Below are 17363 nucleotides of genomic sequence, written 5' to 3'. Positions count from 1 at the left end.
ATTACTGGGCGAGCGGCTTCTTGCCGTCGTAGTAGCCCGCCTCGGCGAGGACGGCTTCCATCTTTTCGCCGATCATCTTGGAGCCTTCTTCGATGCTGACTTCACCCAGCATCATCTTGGTGCCCCATTCCTGCACGATTTCCGTGATCGCGGGCCATTCGGCGAAGCGCGGACGGAATTCCGGCACGCCATCCTGCCAGGATTCGACCAGGGCCGGGATGAACTTGAACTTTTCGGCCAGGGCCGGGTCGGCATAGGCCGACTTGCGGGCCGGGACGCCGCCCATCTCGAGGTAGCGGCCAGCATTGGCGGCCGAGGTCACCCACTGGATGAAGAGCCAGCCGGCGGCCTGTTCGGCCTCGTCGGCCTGCGACGCGACGGCGAGGGAGAAGCCGCCAAGCGCGGGCTTGCGGCCTGCGGGGCCGGTCGGTTCCGGGGCGATTTCGACGCAATCGGCCACGGCCGAGGTTTCGGGGTTCACCACGGTGGAGTAGAAGGCCGACCATTCCGTGATCATCGCCACGTCACCCTGCGCGAAAGCGTTGACGGTTTCGGCGTGGTCATAGGCGACGATGCCTTCGGGCATGAACTTCATCAGGTCCTGACGGAACTGGAGCCCGGCCTGCGATTCGGGCGACAGCAGGTTGGACTTGAATTCCGCGTTCAGGAAGGAGCCGCCGAAGGGCCAGAGGAAGCGGGCGAAGCTGTCGGCCGACTGGGTTTCGTTGCGCTTGGACTGGAGGGCGTAGGCATATTTGCCGTCCTTGGTGAGCGCGGGGCCATAGACATCCATCACCTCTTGCCAGGTGGCCGGGGGCTTGTCGAAGCCGGCGGCTTCCAGCATGCAGCGGTTGTAGAACAGCAGGCCCGAGTAGTTGTCGAAGGGCAGGCCGTAATTCACGCCGTTCCACGAGCCGAAGGCGTTGAGGACGAGCGGGAAGAAATCATCCATCGCCAGCGCCGGATCGGCGAGTTCGGCGTTGTTGATGAAGGTTTCGGACGGGACGATCCAGCCGTTTTCGGCGAAGTTGCCGATCCAGACGAGGTCGATCAGCGCGATGTCGAGATCACCGCCGGCGGCGAAGTCGCGGACCTGTTCGCCCAGCGCGTTTTCATAGGGAACCACGGTGTAGTTCACCTTGATGCCCGTCGCCGCCTCGAATTCCGGCAGCATCTGGATCGCGGCATTGTAGCCGGGACGATCGAGGAAGAGCACCTCGAGTTCGGTTCCGGCATAGGGTTTGGCGGCTTCTTCCAGCGTCCAGGCATTGGCCTGAGCGCCCAGTGCGAGCGTGGACGCGGCAAGCGCCAGCGCACTGACGTGCATCTTCAGCTTCATGTTTTTCCTCCCAGCGGGTTAAGCGTTTGGACCGTTGACTTCCATTTGTAACGCCTAGCATATAAATGTATCGAGAACGCATCCTGTCAACGGGGAAAAATGCGGGGAACGAAAGGGAGGGCGGCGGATGGCCGAGGTGAAGCTGGTCGGGGTGAACAAGTTCTATGGGGCGCAACAGGCGCTGCATGGGGTGAACCTGGACATTGCCGATGGGGAATTCGTCGTCTTTGTCGGCCCGTCAGGATGCGGGAAATCCACGCTGCTGCGATCCATCGCGGGGCTTGAGTCGATTTCCGAAGGATCGGTTTCCATCGGCGGGCGCGAGGTGACGGCGCTTGCACCATCCGAGCGGGATGTGGCGATGGTGTTCCAGTCCTATGCCCTTTATCCGCATATGACGGTGCGCGAGAACATGGATTTCGGCATGAAGATCAACAACTTCACGCCCGCCGACCGGGAACGGCGCATCGCCGAGGCGGCGCGGGTGTTGCAGTTGGAGCCCTATCTGGACCGCAAGCCTTCGCAATTGTCGGGCGGGCAGCGGCAGCGGGTGGCGATCGGCCGCGCGATCGTGAAGCAGCCCAAGGTGTTTCTCTTTGACGAGCCGCTGTCGAACCTGGATGCCAAGCTGCGGGTGCAGATGCGGGTGGAGCTTGAGGCGCTGCATTCGGAACTGAAGGCGACGATGATCTACGTGACCCATGACCAGGTCGAGGCCATGACGATGGCCGACAAGATCGTGGTGCTGAATGCCGGGCGGATCGAGCAGGTGGGCACGCCGATGGAGTTGTATCATCGCCCGCGCACGCAGTTCGTGGCGGGGTTCATCGGTGCGCCGAGCATGAATTTCCTCGATATCCGTTCCGAAGGCGGTCGCATCGTCTGCGGGGAAACGGTGATCGGGACAGCCGCACCCGTGCCGGGCGCGGTGCGGCTGGGAATCAGGCCCGAACATATCGGGGTGACGAGCCCCGGCGCGGGCGAAATGAATGGCAAGGTCGTCCTGCGCGAGACGCTGGGCGGGGATGCCTATCTTTATGTGACGACCGCCGCAGGGCGTGTCGTGGTGCGGGCGGAGGGCGATACCGCGCTGGATCATGGATCGGAGGTCGGTCTGGCGATGCCGCCGAATCGCATCCATCTGTTCGGCGCGGATGGCCTGACGCTGTCTTCGGGGGGCGTGCAGGTATGACGGCGGCGGAGTTGATCGCGGGGGCGGTGGCGAAATCGGCCACGGTGGCGGAGGTGCTTGTCGGGCGCGGGGTTCTGGCGCAGACCGGCGCGCTGTATCGGCGGCAGTTCGGGGATGGCCCGGCCTGCATCATTGCGGATGAGAACACCTGGAAGGCGGCAGGGGCTGCGGTGGAAGCGTCGCTGAAGGCGGCGGGAATCGCGGTGCGCAGCCATGTGATGCCTGCGCGGCCACGGCTGAAGCCGACGGTCGATCTGGCCAACAGCCTGCGCGATGTGCTGGCGGTGGATGGATCGGTGCCGGTGGCGGTGGGGTCGGGTGTCATCAATGATGTGGTGAAGCACGCGGCCTTTGGCTTGAAGCGGGACTATCTCTGTGTCGCCACGGCGGCGAGCATGGACGGCTATACTTCGGCCGGGTCGCCGCTTTCGGACAAGGGATTCAAGAAGACGATCCAGTGCAAGCCGGCGAAGGCGGTGATCGGCGATCTGGATGTGATCGCGGCGGCACCGGCCGAGATGACGGGCTGGGGCTATGGCGACCTTGCGGGGAAGGTGCCTGCGGGGGGCGACTGGATCATCGCCGATGCGCTGGGCATCGAGGCGGTGGATGACGTGGCCTGGCCCCTGGTGCAGCATCGGTTGCGGGAATGGCTGGGGGCGCCGGATCGGATTGCTGCCGGGGAGTCTGCGGCGCTGGAAGGGCTGTTCACCGGGCTGACGCTGGTGGGGCTGGCGATGGAATTGCACGGGTCTTCGCGGCCCGCCTCGGGCGCGGATCACCAGATTGCGCATCTTTGGGAGATGGACGACCTGAAATTCGCAGGCGAGCGGGTGAGCCATGGCGCCTGCGTGGCGGTTGGCTGCGTGATGTCGCTGCGGCTGTTCGACTGGCTGCTGGCGCAGGATCTTTCCACGCTGGATGTGGCGGCGGCGGTGGCGGCGGCGCCGTCGCTGGGCGTGAAGATCGCCGGTATCCATGCGGCCTTTGGCCCCGGCGAGATCGCGGCGCGGTCGGTGGAAGAGGTGCGGGCGAAGCATGTGGAGGGCGCGGCGCTGCGGTCGCGGCTGGAGCGGGTGCGGGATGGCTGGCCGGATCTGGTGGCGCGGCTGCGGGCGCAGGTGGTGACGCCGTCGCAGATGGTGGAGATGCTGCACCGCGCCGGGGCGCCGGCCGAGGCGGCGGAGATCGGCGTCGGGCGGGACTATCTGCGGCGGAGCACGCTGAACGCGCGGTTCCTGCGCAGCCGCTATACGGTGCTGGACCTGCTGGACGAATGCGGGCTTCTTGAGGCGGCGGTGGAGGCATCCTTGCCTTTGCCGTTGCGCAAGGAGGGGCGGGGATGAGCTATGGCGAGCAGGTCGGGCGCGCGGCAGAGGAGTTGCGCGTTGCGGCGGCGGGGGTGGACCCGGAGAGCCTGACCGCGATGGTGGAAGAGCTGGCGGTTGCCGGGCGGGTGGTCTGTTACGGTGTCGGGCGCGAGGGCCTGATGATGCGGGCCCTGGCGATGCGGCTGTATCACATGGGGCTGGATGCGCATGTGGTGGGGGACATGTCCTGCCCGCCGGTGGGCGCGGGTGACCTTCTGGTGGTGAGCGCGGGGCCGGGGAGTTTTTCCACGGTGATGGGGCTTTTGGGCGTGGCCAAGGGGGCCGGGGCGCGGGTGGCCTGCGTGACGGCGCAGCCGGGGGGCGCGGTGCCGCAGGCGAGCGACCGGGTGCTGTTGATCCCGGCGCAGACGATGGCGGATGATACCGGCCCTGCGGTGGCGAGCGTGCTGCCGATGGGATCGCTGTTTGAGGGGGCGCAGTATCTGGTCTTCGAAATGCTGATCCTGATGCTGCGGGATCGGCTGGGCGTCGCGCCGGAGGCGATGCGCGACCGGCATACCAATCTGGAGTGACGCGCATGGCAGAGTGGGAAGGCCGGTTCTCGCTGGCCGGGCGCAAGGCGCTGGTCACCGGGGCGAGCAAGGGGATCGGCTTCGAGATTTGCAGGGTCTTTGCCGATGCGGGGGCGGATATCGTCGCCGTGGCGCGGGATGCGGCGGGGTTGGCCGAGGTGAAGGCGGCGGTAGAGGCCAAGGGCCGGCGCTGCCTGACCATCGTGGCGGAGATGGGGACGGCAGAAGGTCCGGTCACGGCGGCGCGGGCGGCGCTGGAGGCCTGGGGAACCATCGACATTCTGGTGAACAACGCGGCCATCGCGCGGATCGCGCCGGCGACGGCGCTGACGCTTGCCGACTGGGACGAGACGATGGCGGTGAATGTGCGCGCGCCGTTCCTGCTGGCGCAGGCGCTGGCCCCGGCGATGATCGCGCAGCGCTGGGGGAAGATCATCAATATCTCGTCCCAGACCGGGGTGATCGCGCTGGACGATCATGCGGCCTATGCGACGTCGAAGGGGGCGTTGAATGCGCTGACGAAATCGCTCTGTGCGGAATGGGCGCGGCACAATGTGCAGGTGAATGCCATCTGCCCCACGGTGATCCTGACGCCGATGGGCAAGGCCGTCTGGGGGCCGGAGGAAAAGGGCGGGCCGATGCGCGCCGCGACCCCGGCGCGGCGGTTCGGTGAGACGGTGGAGGTGGCGGATATGGCGCTGTATCTTGCGTCGCCTGCCTCGGGTCTGGTGAACGGGGCCGTGATGATGATCGAAGGGGGTTATTCCTGTGTCTGAGGAATTGCGGGACGCGGAAGCGGCGTTCCTGCGGTATGAGGCGGTGCGCGCGCGGCTGCCCGCGGCGCGGTATCCGGCAGAGCCCGTCTTTGCCCGCGATCTTTCCGAGGTGGCGGATCGCTGGGACGGGTTCGTGCTGGATGCCTTTGGCGTGCTGAATGTGGGCGAGACGCCCATCCCCGGCGCGGTGGCGCGGATGGCGGAGTTGCGGGCGCGCGGCAAGAAGCTGTGCGTGCTGACCAATGCGGCGAGCTATACGCGGGCGGAGGCGTTACGGAAATATCGTAAACTGGGTTTCGACTTTTCCGCCGAGGAGGTGGTGTCGAGCCGCGATGTGGCGGTGAGCCGGATCGGGATCCTGATGCCCGGCGCGCATTGGGCGGCGATTGCCGCAGAGGGCGACGGGTTTTCCGACATTCCCGGAAAGGTGGGGGATGCGGTGGCGGACCCGGGGCTGTTCGATGTGGCGGATGGGGTGCTGTTCCTGTCTTCGGCGCGCTGGACGAAGGCCTTGCAGGCCCGGCTGATGGAGGCGATGGCGCGGCGGCCCATTCCCATCGTGGTGGCCAATCCCGATCTGGTGGCCCCGCGCGAGGATGGGCTGTCGCAGGAGCCGGGGCTGTTCGCCCATGCGGTGCTGGATGCGGTGGGGGGCGTGGCGCATTGGTATGGCAAGCCCTTTGCGGACGGGTTCCATGATGTCTGCGCGCGGACGGGCCTGCCGCCGGAGCGGCTGGCGATGGTGGGGGACACGCTGCATACCGATGTGCTGGGTGGGCGCGCGGCCGGGATGGGCGCGGTTCTGGTGGCCGATCACGGGCTGTTCGCGGGGCGCGATGTGCGCTGCTATATCGTGCGGTCCGGCATCGTGCCGGATGCGGTGGTGGCCACGACCTGACCTGCGGTGGGGATCACAGCGCGCGGCGCAGCGGGGCCGTGGCGTGGAAGGGCGAAGAGCCGACCAGCGGGCGCTGATTGGCGACGGATCTTTCCGCCAGCTTGCGCACCTTCTGGCCGCGCTGGAAGGGGCGGGCGGGCGGAAACAGGCGTTCGACCGGGACTGTCGCCAGATCGGGAAAGAGCGTGATGATTTCCCGCAGGGCCGCATCGGGCAGGCCGCGGATCGCCTCAGGCCCCGGATAGAGGCTTTCGGCGGGGGCGTCTTCGGCGGCCACGACTTCGTGGCGGTCAAAGAGCATGTGCCAGTATTCCACCCCGGCGGGCAGGGCCGCGCGGGTGATGCCGAAGGCACCGACCAGATCCTTTGCCGGGACGAGGATTTCGGGCAGGTCGAACATGCGTTCGACAAGGCGGCCCGAGAGCAGCATCCGGTGCTGCGGCGAGACGATCAGATCGCGGATCGGCAGGCCGGGGCCGAGCGCATCGGCCGGAATGCGGACCGGCGCGAGTTTCGGCTGTTCGGCGAGGTCGGACGGGGAGAGGGCGCGTGACCCGATCCAGCGCAGCGGCTGCGGCCCGTGATCGAGTGTCGTGACCAGATCGCCGGGGCGCAGGGTCTGGATCGCGCGCCAGCCACTGGGCGTGCGGATGCGGGTGCCGCGGGCAAAGCAGACCACGGATTCGATGCCGGTGAAGGTGACGGTGGTGCCGTCCAGCAGCGTGAAGCTGCCGCTGAAGCCGGTCTGCTTGTTCCCCGTGCGGGTCATCGTGCTGGGGATGTGCAGCCCGCCGAGATAGAGCTGATCGAAGCCGTCACCGCCGGAGATGGAAATGGTGCCTGCGCCTGCCTCGCCGAGGTCCTGAAGGCGGATGATGTCATCGCCCGAGCCGCCCGAGGCGGAATCGCCCTGAGCGGCGAGAAGGCTGTCATTGCCGGCGCCGCCGAGCAGCGTGTCGGCGCCCAGACCGCCGGAGAGCGTGTCATCGCCATCGCCGCCATCCAGAAGATCGGCGGCATCGGCGGCGGCTTCGATCACGACGATATTGTCGAGCAGGACGCCGCTGCCATTGTTCTGCGTGGAGAGTTCGCGGAACTGGATGCGGGTGGTGCTGCCGGTGGCGGTGAAGGTGAGGCTGTAGGTGACGAAGCCCTGCCCCGGCGTGTAGGTGCCGACGACGTTGCCATTCACCAGGACTTCGAAGCTGTCATTGACTGCGGGGCGGTTGCGGGCGTCGAAGGAGAGGCTGTAGCTTTCGCCCTGTATCGTGGTGATGTCCTGCCAGATCGTATCGACCAGATTGCTTTCGCGGTCGAGTTCGATGAAGCCCTGGCCATCGCTTGCGGTGACGCCGCCGAAGCCCTGACCCCAGGACTCGATGACATTGTTGGTGCTGTTGCTTTGCCAGCCGGTGAGGATCGCATCGCTGTTGTTGGTGTTGGCCGAGGCGCGGCCGGTTTCGAAGCTGCCATTGCTGAGCAGGTTTTCGCGCGGGGTGCCGCCGCCTTCGATGCTGTCCGCGCCATCGCCGCCGAACACTGTGTCGGACCCGGCCCCGCCGGTGAGGGTGTCGTTGCCGGCCTCGCCGAAAAGGCTGTCGCGCCCGCTGCCGCCCGAGAGGCTGTCGCCATCGGCGCCGCCGAGGAGCGTGTCGTTGCCCAGCCCGCCCGAGAGCGTATCGACCCCGGCCCCGCCTTCGAGGCTGTCATTGCCGGCGCCGCCCGAGACGTTGTCATTGCCGCCGCCGGCGCGGACGGTATCTTCGCCGAGGCCGGCGTCGATGACATCGTCTTCGCCGGTTGCGGGGCTGGCGGTTTCGGTCGCGCCGCCCGGTGCGGAGATCGGGCCGCTGGAATAGACACCGGTTCCGGTGGCGGTGCCGCCGGAGTTGTAATCCTGGCCGGAGGCCCAGGTGATGACGAAGGTGTTGTTGGTGGCGTTGTAATCGACATCGAGCGAGGACCAGTCGAAGCCGCTCTGGCTGGACAGGCCGAGCTGATCGGTGTTGTCGGAGACGATGACCGGGCCGGTCAGCAGTTGGCCGTTCTGATCGTAGATGCGGTAGGCGATGCCGGTGGAGCCGCCGGATTGCGCGCCGGTGGAATAGACGACGACGAAATTGCCGTTGCCGAGCGCGGCAAGGACGGGGGCGTTGGCGGCGTTGGTTGCGAGGACGACATCCTGCGCGATCTGGGTCGGCGGGGTGGTGGTGGTGTCGAGGATCGAGACCAGGGGGCGGCTGGTGCCGTCCTGGGCATAGCCATAGGCGAGGCGGCCCGGCGATATTTCGATGACGCTGACGGGGGTGATGTCGGGCGCGTCTTCGCCGTCGATGGCGGTGGTGCCGATGCGGATATTGCCGGTGGCGGCGGTACCGTCGGCGTTGAAGATGCGGGTTTCGAGGGTGCGCGTCGCGCCCGAACCCGCAGTGCCGTTGTTGACCCAGGTGGCCGCCCAGCGCCCGTCGGAGAGGCTGGTCAGGATGGCGGGGGATTCTTCGGTGGTGCTGAGGGTGACGTCATTGGCGTTGATGACCGTTTCGCCGCGGATGAGCGTGCCGTTGGAGGAATAGATGGCGAAGACGGGGGTTTCCTGCCCGGTCGGGGTGGAGGCGCCGGAGCGGAGCCAGGTGACGACGATGTTGCCGCCCGCGAGTTCGGTGACGGCGAGTTGCGACAGGTCGTGGCTGTTGTCGCCGTCCACGGCGGAGGTGCCGATGGTGAATTGCGGGCCGAAGCTGTTGGTGGCGGGGTCGTAGATGCGGCCGCGCAGGGCCATGCTGGAAAGTTCTTCGCTGGTGGCGTTGACCGACCAGGAGAAGAAGACGCGGCCGTCCGACAGGACGGTGGTGACGGGAGGGGATTCCGTGGTGGTGGTATCGGTCGCCTGCACCTCGACATTGGCGGTGGCGACGAAGCCGGTGCTGCCGGGGGTGAGGGTGGTGTTGAGGATGGAGAAGACCGGTTCCTGACCGGCGGGGCTGCCATCCGAGGCGTTGCGGACATAGGAGAGCATGACCCGGCCCGCGCCGAGATCGGAAAGGGTCAGGTTGTTCCAGTCATGGGCGTCATCGGGGGAGATGCGCCAGATGGAGCCGAGGGAGAACTGGTCGGTCAGCGGTTCGCCCGAAGCCGAGAAGATGCGGCCCTGAAGGACGTTGTCGGAGGCATTGGCCCAGATATGGACGACGCGGCCATCTTCGAGGATCAGGGTTTGCGGCGGGCTTTGGTTGCCATCGACTGCCTGGTTGATCTGGAGAGGGCTGCCGCCGCCGCCGAAGGTGCCGCCCGGGGGAAGGGTGGTGGACTGGTCGCCAAGGATGAGGTCGTTTCCGTCGCCGCCGAAGAGGGTATCGCGGCCGCTGCCGCCAACGAGGAGGTCGTTCCCCGCGTCGCCGGAGAGGAGGTCGTTGCCGGCGCCGCCGACGAGGGTGTCGTTGCCGCCACCGCCGAGAATCGTGTCATTGCCGCTGCCGCCGTCGAGGTAATCGGCGGCATTGTCTTCGAGGATGATGTCGGGCGCGATCGACCCCGTGGCGGCGGCTTGCGCCAGATCCGTCGGGTCGTTGCCGGCCATGTAATCGTCGCCACTGCCGCCATAGAGGGTGTCGCTGCCATCGCCGCCTTCGATCAGGTCATTGCCGGCCCCGCCCGAAATGACATCGTTCCCGGCCACGGAGGACAGGTTGTCGTTGCCGTCGAGGCCATTCATGGCATCGTTGCTGCTGCTGCCGATCAGGCTGTTCCCGGTGGAGGAGCCTGTATAGGTCCGTCTCGACATGTCTCTGCCTCGTGTCGCGGCGGGGCAGCGTGTTGTCTGCCCTCGGATTTGTTGCGGTGAGGAGGACAGGCAAAGTTGATGAAAAATGGACGAAGCCGCCACAATGGCGGGGGCTGTTCAGGAATGCCGTGAACCGGGGGTTTCTGGCGGCGAATGGATTTCCCGACGGGAATTATGGGAAGGAGGCGCCGGATTTTCGGCTGATTTTCAGGCGGCTTTGTCGGGAAATGCAGTTCGTGCCAGGCGTGGCTGTGTAAAGACCGGACAACTGGCGCGAAACGACGCTGAAATGTGGCAAGATTGTGGCGAAAGCGGCCGTGCCTTCGGACGGAAAGGCTTTCCGGAAAAGGGATTGGGGGACGATCTTCATCTGATCGGGGGGTAAGGCATGTTCCTTGACGCGACGCAGGGAGGCGGGTCGGCGCAAGGCGGCGAAGCGGTGCGGGAAGGTTCCAACGGTCGAACGCGCGGCGCCTTGGGCAAGGCTTGCGTTCGGGCCTGCGGCGCCCCGGCGATGTGTCGCGATCTGGTGAGGGAGATAGTGGTGAGCCCGACAGGATTCGAACCTGTGACCCACTGATTAAAAGTCAGTTGCTCTACCAACTGAGCTACGGGCCCACGAGGCGCGTGATTAGTGGCGCTTGGCGGGGGGGTCAAGGGCAAAAAGGGCTTGGCTCTGGATAAATCCGGGGCCGGGGCGTATATGGGCCGGATGATGGAAAAGCGGCCCCCCGGTGGCCTGGCCTTCATGAAAATGCATGGGCTGGGCAATGACTTCGTGGTCATCGACTCGCGCGGGCGCGAGGCGGTGGTGACGGCTGGATTGGCGCGTGCGCTGGGCGACCGGAACCGGGGCGTGGGGTTCGACCAGCTTGCCGAGATCCGCGATGCGGAGGGGGCGGATTTCGCGCTGGACTTCTGGAACAGCGATGGCAGCCGCGCCGGGGCCTGCGGGAATGCAACGCGCTGTGTATCGGATTACGTGATGCGGGAGATCGGGCGCGCGGCTGTGCGGCTGGTCACGGCGCGGGGCGATCTGGCGGCGGTGCGTCGTGCGGATGGCCTTGTATCGGTGAACATGGGGCCACCCGTCCTGGACTGGCGCGAGGTGCCGCTGGCGCGGGAGGTGGATCTGCTGCACCTGCCGTTGGCGGGCGATCCGGTGGCGGTGGGGATGGGCAATCCGCATGCGGTGTTCTTCGTGCCGGATGCCGAAGCGGTGGATGTGGCAGGATGGGGCCGGAAGGTGGAACATGATCCGCTGTTCCCGGCGCGGACGAATGTGGAGTTTGCCTCGGTCATCGGACTCGACCATTTGCGGATGCGGGTGTGGGAGCGCGGGACGGGGATCACGCTGGCCTGCGGATCGGGGGCCTGCGCGACGGCGGTGGCGGCGCATCTGCGCGGGCTGACGGGGCGGCGGGTCATCATGGATGTGGATGGCGGGCGGCTGGAACTGGACTGGCGCGCGGATGGGGTCTGGATGACCGGGCCTGTGGCGCATGTCTTTGACGGCTGGTTGAGCCCGGATTTCGTGGCGGCTGCCGGATGACTGTGCCTGTCTTTGCCACGCTGGGCTGCCGTCTGAATGCCTATGAGACGGAAGCGATGAAGGAGCTTTCTGCCGCCGCGGGGGTGGAGAATGCGGTCATCGTGAACACCTGCGCGGTGACGGCGGAGGCGGTGCGGAAGGCCAAGCAGGAGATTCGGCGGCTGTCGCGCGAACATCCGGGGGCCACGATCATCGTCACCGGATGCGCCGCGCAGACGGAGCCGGAGACCTTTGCCGCGATGCCCGAAGTGGCGCGGGTGATCGGCAATCACGAGAAGATGCAGGCGGAGACGTGGAACGGTCTTGGGGCAGGGCTGCGCGCCCCTGACCTGATCGGGGTGACCGAGAAGGTGCAGGTCGATGACATCATGTCGGTCAGGGAGACGGCGGGGCATCTGATCGACGGGTTCGGGCGGCATCGGGCCTATGTGCAGGTGCAGAACGGCTGCGATCACCGCTGCACCTTTTGCATCATTCCCTATGGTCGGGGGAATTCGCGTTCGGTGCCTGCGGGCGTGGTGGTGGAGCAGATCAAGCGGTTGGTGGACAAGGGGTTCAACGAGGTTGTGCTGACTGGGGTGGACCTGACGTCCTGGGGGGCGGACCTGCCCGCGCAGCCGCGATTGGGCGATCTTGTGATGCGGATTCTGCGCCTGGTGCCGGACCTGCCGCGGTTGCGGATTTCGTCCATCGATTCGATCGAGGCGGATGAGGCGTTGATGGGGGCGATTGCGACCGAGCGGCGGCTGATGCCGCATCTGCATCTGTCGCTTCAGGCCGGGGATGACCTGATCCTGAAGCGGATGAAGCGGCGGCATCTGCGGGATGACGCGATCCGGTTCTGCGAGGAGGCGCGGCGGTTACGCCCCGAGATGGTGTTCGGGGCGGATATCATCGCGGGGTTCCCGACCGAGACGGAGGAGATGTTCCAGCGGTCCGTCGATCTGGTGCGGGAATGCGGGCTGACCTTCCTGCATGTCTTTCCGTTCAGCCCCCGAAAGGGGACGCCTGCCGCGCGGATGCCGCAGGTGAAGGGGCCTGTGGTGAAGGACCGCGCGGCGCGGCTGCGGGCGGCGGGGGAGGCGGCACTGGCGGCGCATCTGGCGGCGCAGGTGGGGGTGACGCATCGCGTGCTGCTGGAAGGGCCGCGCCTGGGGCGGACGGAGCAATTCACGGAAGTGAGTTTTGGCGAGGATCAGCCGGAGGGGCAGATCGTGACGGCGCGGATCGCGGGCTTTGCCGGGGAACGGCTGGTGGCCTGAGATGGTGCGGCTGTTGCGGCTGGTTCTGGTTCTGTCGGTCGGACTGGGGGTGGTGGCCGTTTTGCAGCCGCAGATGTTCGACCGGCTGACGCAGGGGCCTGTGACGCCCGGCCGAATGGTGGAAGAGACGCTGAAATTGCAGGTGCGGGCGCCGATGTCGGAATACAACGCGCCGCGCGGGGTATTTGCCACGGCGACCTTTGTGCATGACGGGGTGGAGCGGCGCTGGCACTGGATGGCGCCGGAGGGGGCGGGGCCGTCCCCCGTGATCGTGCTGCTGCATGGGTCGGGGCGGAACGGGGCGGCGATGCTGGATATGGCCGCATCGCTGGTGCAGCGGGGGTATTTCCTTGTCGCGCCGGATTCGGCAAAGCCGGACGGGTGGTCACCTCAGGCGGATGGCGAGGATTTCATCGCGGCCTTGCTGGACGAGGCGGAGCTGGTGCGGCCGCTGGACCGGGGGCGGATGTTCCTTGTGGGGCATTCCGCGGGGGGCAACCATGCGCTGTGGCTGGGCAATCGGCAGGGGATGGTCTGGCAGGGGGTGGCGGCCCATGCGGGGGCGGTGCCGGGGCGGCGGATTGTCGGGCGGGCGGAGGCGCCGAATGTCCTGATCGTGGTGGGGGATCGCGATGCCTTTTACCCGGTCGATGCGGTGCGGGCGTCCGCCGTGATGCTGGCCGAGGCGGGGCATGACGTGACGTTGCAGATCGTGCCGGGGCATGACCATTGGTTCTATCTGATCGGCCCCCGATTCATGCGCCACGCCGAGGCCTTTCTGCGCGAGGCCGCGCTGGCGGGCGATTAGCGGCGGATCGTGTCGCCCGGTTGGAGTGTCGGGGTGAGTTCGATGATTTCGCCGCCGATCACGCCTTCATGCTTGCCCGCGATGATTTCCGCCGCGCGACGGCCGATTTCGAGGCGGCAGGCATCCATCGTGGCAAGGCGGCGGGGCAGGCCGTCGAGGAGTTCGACACCGTTGAACCCGGCAAGGCCGACCTTTCCCGGCACGTCTATCCCCTTGTCGAGGCAGAACAGGAGGCCGCCTGCGCCGATCATGTCGTTGGAATAGTAGAGGAAATCGACATCGGGGGTGCGTTTCAGCACGGCTTCGGTCATTTCACGGCCCTTCAGGAGGGCGGAGCCGCCGGAATAGTATTCACGGTCGGCGAGGGCGAGGCCCGCCTTGTGCAGGGCTTCTTCGAAGCCTTCGAGGCGCTTTCTGGCGCGGTGGTCATAGGGCATCATGGTGCCGCAGAAGGCGATGCGGCGGTAACCTGCGGCGATGATCGCCTCGGCCATCTGGCGCCCGGCGCGGCGATGCGAGATGCCGACGGCGCTGTCCACGGGGGTGCCGTCAATATCCATGATTTCGACGATGGGGATGCCGGCCTGGGCGAGCATGGCGCGGGACGCCTCGGTATGTTCGAGCCCGGCGACGATCATGCCCGAGGGACGCCAGGAGAGCATTTCGTAGATCACCGTCTCCTCGCGTTCGGGCGAGTAATTGGTGACGCCGACCACGGGTTGCAGACCGGTATCTTCCAACGTGTCGGAGACGCCGGTCAGCACCTCGGGGAAGACCATGTTGGAGAGGGAGGGGATGATGACGCCGACAAGATTGACGCGCTGCGAGGCGAGCGCGCCTGCGATCTTGTTCGGGACATAGCCAAGGGCGCGGGCCGCCTCCAGCACCCGTTCGCGGGTGGCTTCGGACACGTCGCCGCGGTTGCGGAGCACGCGGCTGACCGTCATCTCGCTGACACCGGATGCTTCGGAGACATCGCGAAGGGTGAGGGTGCGCCGGGGATCGAAACCGGGGGGCTTGGTCACGGGGGGAGGATCCTGCCTGTTCTGGTTGGCCATTGTTAGCCCTAAACTTCCCCCTTGTCCAAGGGACCGTCATCGGCTATGTTACCGCTAACAGCATGGGTGAATTCCCGGGGCTGAAACATATCCTGCGCGTCCTGCAAGCTCTCAACCCAGACGCAACGGACCCGAGGGGGGAAGTGGTGGGCCAAAAATTCACTTCCCCCTTTTTCTTTTCCTGAACCTGCGCATGGTTGCACGCCTTTGCGTTTTCGCGCATCAAGGCGGGCGTGCGGTCCCGTAGCTCAACGGATAGAGCGTCCCCCTCCTAAGGGGAAGGTTGCAGGTTCAAGTCCTGCCGGGATCACCAGTTTCTTGCAGACAGGGATCAGAAGTCGAGGTTTTCGACGTTCAGCGCGTTCTGCTGGATGAACTCGCGGCGGGGTTCCACCACATCACCCATCAGTTTCGTGAAGATGTCATCAGCCTCGGCCAGATCGTCGACCTTGACCTGCAACAGGGTGCGGGCGTCGGGATCGAGCGTGGTTTCCCAGAGCTGTTCGGGGTTCATTTCGCCCAGACCCTTGTAGCGCTGGAGCGAGAGGCCCTTTTCGCCTTCGGCAAGGATGGATTTCAGCAGGTCGGTGGGGCCGTGGACCATCTGTTCGCGATCCTTGCGGATGAGGCGGGCGGGGTCGCGGTAGTATTCGCGCTGCGGGGCGGCGATGGAAGAGAGCTTCCGCGCCTCGCCCGAGCGGAGGACGGCCCCGTCGAGGGTGCGGAGTTCCTCCACCCCGCGCAGGATGCGCGAGAGGCGGATGCCGTGATCCTGGGTGATGCGACCGGTCCAGCCCTTTTCGTATTCCACTGCGACAAGGTCGAGGCGGCGGGCGACCTGATCGGCCACGGCCTGAAGATCGGCATCGGCGCGACCGGGATCGAAGGCCCCGGCGATGGCGGCCTGTTCGAGGATGTTCTTCGGGTAATGGGTTGGGAAAGCCTCCAGCACGCGGCGGAAGCTGCGCGCGCCTTCGACGACGCGGGCCAGATCGGCGCCTGCGATTTCCTGCCCGTCATTAAGGCGCAGGACGGCGCCTTCGATGCCCATTTCGACGAGGTAGTCTTCCAGCGCGGCCTGATCCTTGAGATAGACCTCGGATTTCCCGCGCGACACTTTGTAGAGCGGGGGCTGCGCGATGTAGAGATAGCCGCCTTCGATCAGTTCCGGCATCTGGCGGAAGAAGAAGGTCAGAAGCAGCGTGCGGATATGCGCGCCGTCCACGTCGGCATCGGTCATGATGACGATCTTGTGGTAGCGCAGTTTCTTGATGTCGAATTCATCGCGCCCGATGCCGGTGCCCAGCGCGGTGATGAGGGTGCCGATTTCCTGTGACCCGAGCATCCGGTCAAATCGGGCGCGTTCGACGTTCAGGATCTTGCCGCGCAGGGGAAGGACGGCCTGATTGGCGCGCGAGCGGCCCTGTTTGGCGGAGCCACCGGCGGAGTCACCCTCCACCAGGAACAGTTCGGACTTGGCGGGATCGCGTTCCTGGCAATCGGCCAGCTTGCCGGGCAGCGAGGCCACGTCCAGCGCCGTCTTGCGGCGGGTCAGTTCGCGCGCCTTGCGGGCGGCTTCGCGGGCGAGCGCGGCCTCGATGATCTTGCCGACGATGATGCGGGCGGGGCCGGGGTTTTCTTCGAACCATTCCGCCAGCTTTTCGTTCACGAGGTTTTCGACCGCGGGTCGGACCTCGGAGGACACAAGCTTGTCCTTCGTCTGGCTGGAGAATTTCGGATCGGGCACCTTGACCGACAGGACGCAGGTCAGGCCTTCGCGGGCGTCGTCACCCGTGAAATCCACCTTTTCCTTCTTGGCGATGCCTGACGACTGCGCATAGGCGTTGATCGTGCGGGTCAGCGCGCCACGGAAACCCGCGAGGTGGGTGCCGCCGTCGCGTTGGGGGATGTTGTTGGTGAAGGGAAGGACGGCTTCGTGATAGCTGTCGTTCCACCACATCGCGACTTCGACGCCGATGCCGTTCTTTTCGCCGACCATGTAGATCGGTTCGGGCATGACCGAGGTCTTGGAGCGGTCGAGATATTTGACGAATTCCTTCACGCCGCCTTCGTAGAAAAGCTCGGTCCGCAGAGGTTCGGCGGGGCGTTCGTCTTCGATGATGATGCGGACGCCGGAATTCAGGAAGGCGAGTTCGCGGAGGCGGGTTTCCAGAACCTTGAAGCTGTAGTCGAGGTTGGAGAAGGTGCCGTCGGGGCGGTTTGTCTTGGCAGAGGCGAGGAAGCGGACCTCGGTGCCGCGCATGCCGGGGGCGGGGCCGACTTCGTGGACATGGACGGTGCATTCGCCATCTTCGAAGCGGGCGCGATATTCGGTGTCGTTTCGCCAGACGGTCAGTTCCAGCCATTCCGACAGGGCGTTGACGACCGAGACGCCGACGCCGTGGAGGCCGCCGGATACCTTGTAGGCATTGCCGCTGTCATCGGTGTTGTTGAACTTCCCGCCGGCGTGAAGCTGGGTCATGATGACCTCGGCCGCCGAAACGCCCTCTTCCTGATGGATATCCACGGGAATGCCGCGGCCGTTGTCGCGGACGGAGACGGAACTGTCGGCGTGGATCTTCACGGTGACGGCGGTGGCGTGGCCGGCCAATGCCTCGTCAATCCCGTTGTCGACGACTTCATAGACCATGTGGTGCAGGCCCGACCCATCGTCGGTGTCGCCGATATACATGCCGGGGCGTTTGCGAACCGCCTCCAACCCCTTGAGAACCTTGATGGAATCAGCGCCATATTCGGCGGCTTTCTTCGCGGCTTCGGCCATGCGTCGGGCATC

At 66.1% G+C, this 17363-nt stretch carries 13 protein-coding genes and 2 tRNA genes; 10 read left to right on the top strand and 5 right to left on the bottom strand.

The features are described from left to right. Position 1: 1 nt before the first annotated feature. Entirely contained in the window at positions 2–1339 is a 1338-nt protein-coding gene (locus tag C0V75_RS04360; protein ID WP_101919633.1) for a sugar ABC transporter substrate-binding protein, read from the bottom strand. A gap of 127 nt (positions 1340–1466) precedes the next feature. Between C0V75_RS04360 and C0V75_RS04355 the strand changes: the two genes are divergently transcribed. Genes C0V75_RS04355 through C0V75_RS04335 form a run of 5 tightly spaced genes read left to right on the top strand, consistent with a single transcriptional unit; the run spans position 1467 to position 6108 of the window. Next, positions 1467–2531, top strand: coding sequence for an ABC transporter ATP-binding protein (locus C0V75_RS04355; RefSeq protein WP_101919632.1), 1065 nt, complete (start codon positions 1467–1469; stop codon positions 2529–2531). Next, positions 2528–3877 (top strand): sn-glycerol-1-phosphate dehydrogenase, encoded by a 1350-nt coding sequence (locus tag C0V75_RS04350; protein ID WP_101919631.1) that lies wholly within the window; start codon positions 2528–2530, stop codon positions 3875–3877. Before C0V75_RS04355 ends, C0V75_RS04350 begins: the two co-directional genes overlap by 4 nt. Continuing rightward, on the top strand, positions 3874–4434 hold the full coding sequence (locus C0V75_RS04345; RefSeq protein ID WP_101919630.1) for an SIS domain-containing protein: 561 nt from the start codon (positions 3874–3876) through the stop codon (positions 4432–4434). The genes C0V75_RS04350 and C0V75_RS04345 overlap by 4 nt, the downstream gene beginning before the upstream one ends. Before the next feature lie 5 nt (positions 4435–4439). Next, entirely contained in the window at positions 4440–5210 is a 771-nt protein-coding gene (locus tag C0V75_RS04340; RefSeq protein ID WP_101919915.1) for an SDR family NAD(P)-dependent oxidoreductase, read from the top strand. Next, positions 5203–6108: an HAD-IIA family hydrolase gene (locus C0V75_RS04335; protein WP_254216366.1), complete on the top strand. Its 906-nt coding sequence runs from the start codon at positions 5203–5205 to the stop codon at positions 6106–6108. The genes C0V75_RS04340 and C0V75_RS04335 overlap by 8 nt, the downstream gene beginning before the upstream one ends. A gap of 13 nt (positions 6109–6121) precedes the next feature. Here the strand turns inward: C0V75_RS04335 and C0V75_RS04330 are convergent, their stop codons facing one another. Then, positions 6122–9889, bottom strand: coding sequence for a Hint domain-containing protein (locus C0V75_RS04330; protein WP_101919629.1), 3768 nt, complete (start codon positions 9887–9889; stop codon positions 6122–6124). Between the two features lie 85 nt (positions 9890–9974). On the opposite strand from C0V75_RS04330, the gene C0V75_RS22705 reads away from it, so the two are divergent. After that, entirely contained in the window at positions 9975–10274 is a 300-nt protein-coding gene (locus C0V75_RS22705) for a hypothetical protein (RefSeq protein WP_143710379.1), read from the top strand. Between the two features lie 157 nt (positions 10275–10431). Here the strand turns inward: C0V75_RS22705 and C0V75_RS04325 are convergent. Continuing rightward, positions 10432–10507: transfer RNA gene (locus C0V75_RS04325), tRNA-Lys, on the bottom strand. Between the two features lie 94 nt (positions 10508–10601). Between C0V75_RS04325 and dapF the strand changes: the two genes are divergently transcribed. From dapF to C0V75_RS04310, 3 genes are read left to right on the top strand one after another with little or no spacing between them, the layout of a single operon-like run. Beyond that, entirely contained in the window at positions 10602–11441 is an 840-nt protein-coding gene (gene dapF / locus C0V75_RS04320; RefSeq protein WP_371410665.1) for a diaminopimelate epimerase, read from the top strand. Further along, positions 11438–12703, top strand: coding sequence for a tRNA (N(6)-L-threonylcarbamoyladenosine(37)-C(2))-methylthiotransferase MtaB (gene mtaB / locus C0V75_RS04315; protein ID WP_101919628.1), 1266 nt, complete (start codon positions 11438–11440; stop codon positions 12701–12703). The genes dapF and mtaB overlap by 4 nt, the downstream gene beginning before the upstream one ends. A 1-nt stretch (position 12704) precedes the next feature. Then, entirely contained in the window at positions 12705–13511 is an 807-nt protein-coding gene (locus tag C0V75_RS04310; protein ID WP_101919627.1) for an alpha/beta hydrolase, read from the top strand. Here C0V75_RS04310 and C0V75_RS04305 read toward each other — a convergent pair. After that, the gene (locus C0V75_RS04305; protein WP_256377151.1) at positions 13508–14536 is read right to left on the bottom strand and encodes a LacI family DNA-binding transcriptional regulator; all 1029 of its coding nucleotides are present in this window, start codon (positions 14534–14536) and stop codon (positions 13508–13510) included. The two genes, C0V75_RS04310 and C0V75_RS04305, sit on opposite strands and share 4 nt — an antisense overlap. A 270-nt stretch (positions 14537–14806) precedes the next feature. On the opposite strand from C0V75_RS04305, the gene C0V75_RS04295 reads away from it, so the two are divergent. Next, positions 14807–14882, top strand: a tRNA-Arg gene (locus C0V75_RS04295). A gap of 18 nt (positions 14883–14900) precedes the next feature. Here C0V75_RS04295 and gyrB read toward each other — a convergent pair. Beyond that, complete coding sequence (gyrB, locus tag C0V75_RS04290) at positions 14901–17351, bottom strand: DNA topoisomerase (ATP-hydrolyzing) subunit B (RefSeq protein ID WP_101919624.1); 2451 nt, start codon at positions 17349–17351, stop codon at positions 14901–14903. Positions 17352–17363 lie beyond the last annotated feature (12 nt).

Source organism: Tabrizicola sp. TH137, assembly GCF_002855575.1.
Taxonomy (GTDB): domain Bacteria; phylum Pseudomonadota; class Alphaproteobacteria; order Rhodobacterales; family Rhodobacteraceae; genus Paragemmobacter.
The sequence above is the reverse complement of the archived record's forward strand: the minus strand, read 5'-3'. Positions and strand labels throughout refer to the sequence as shown.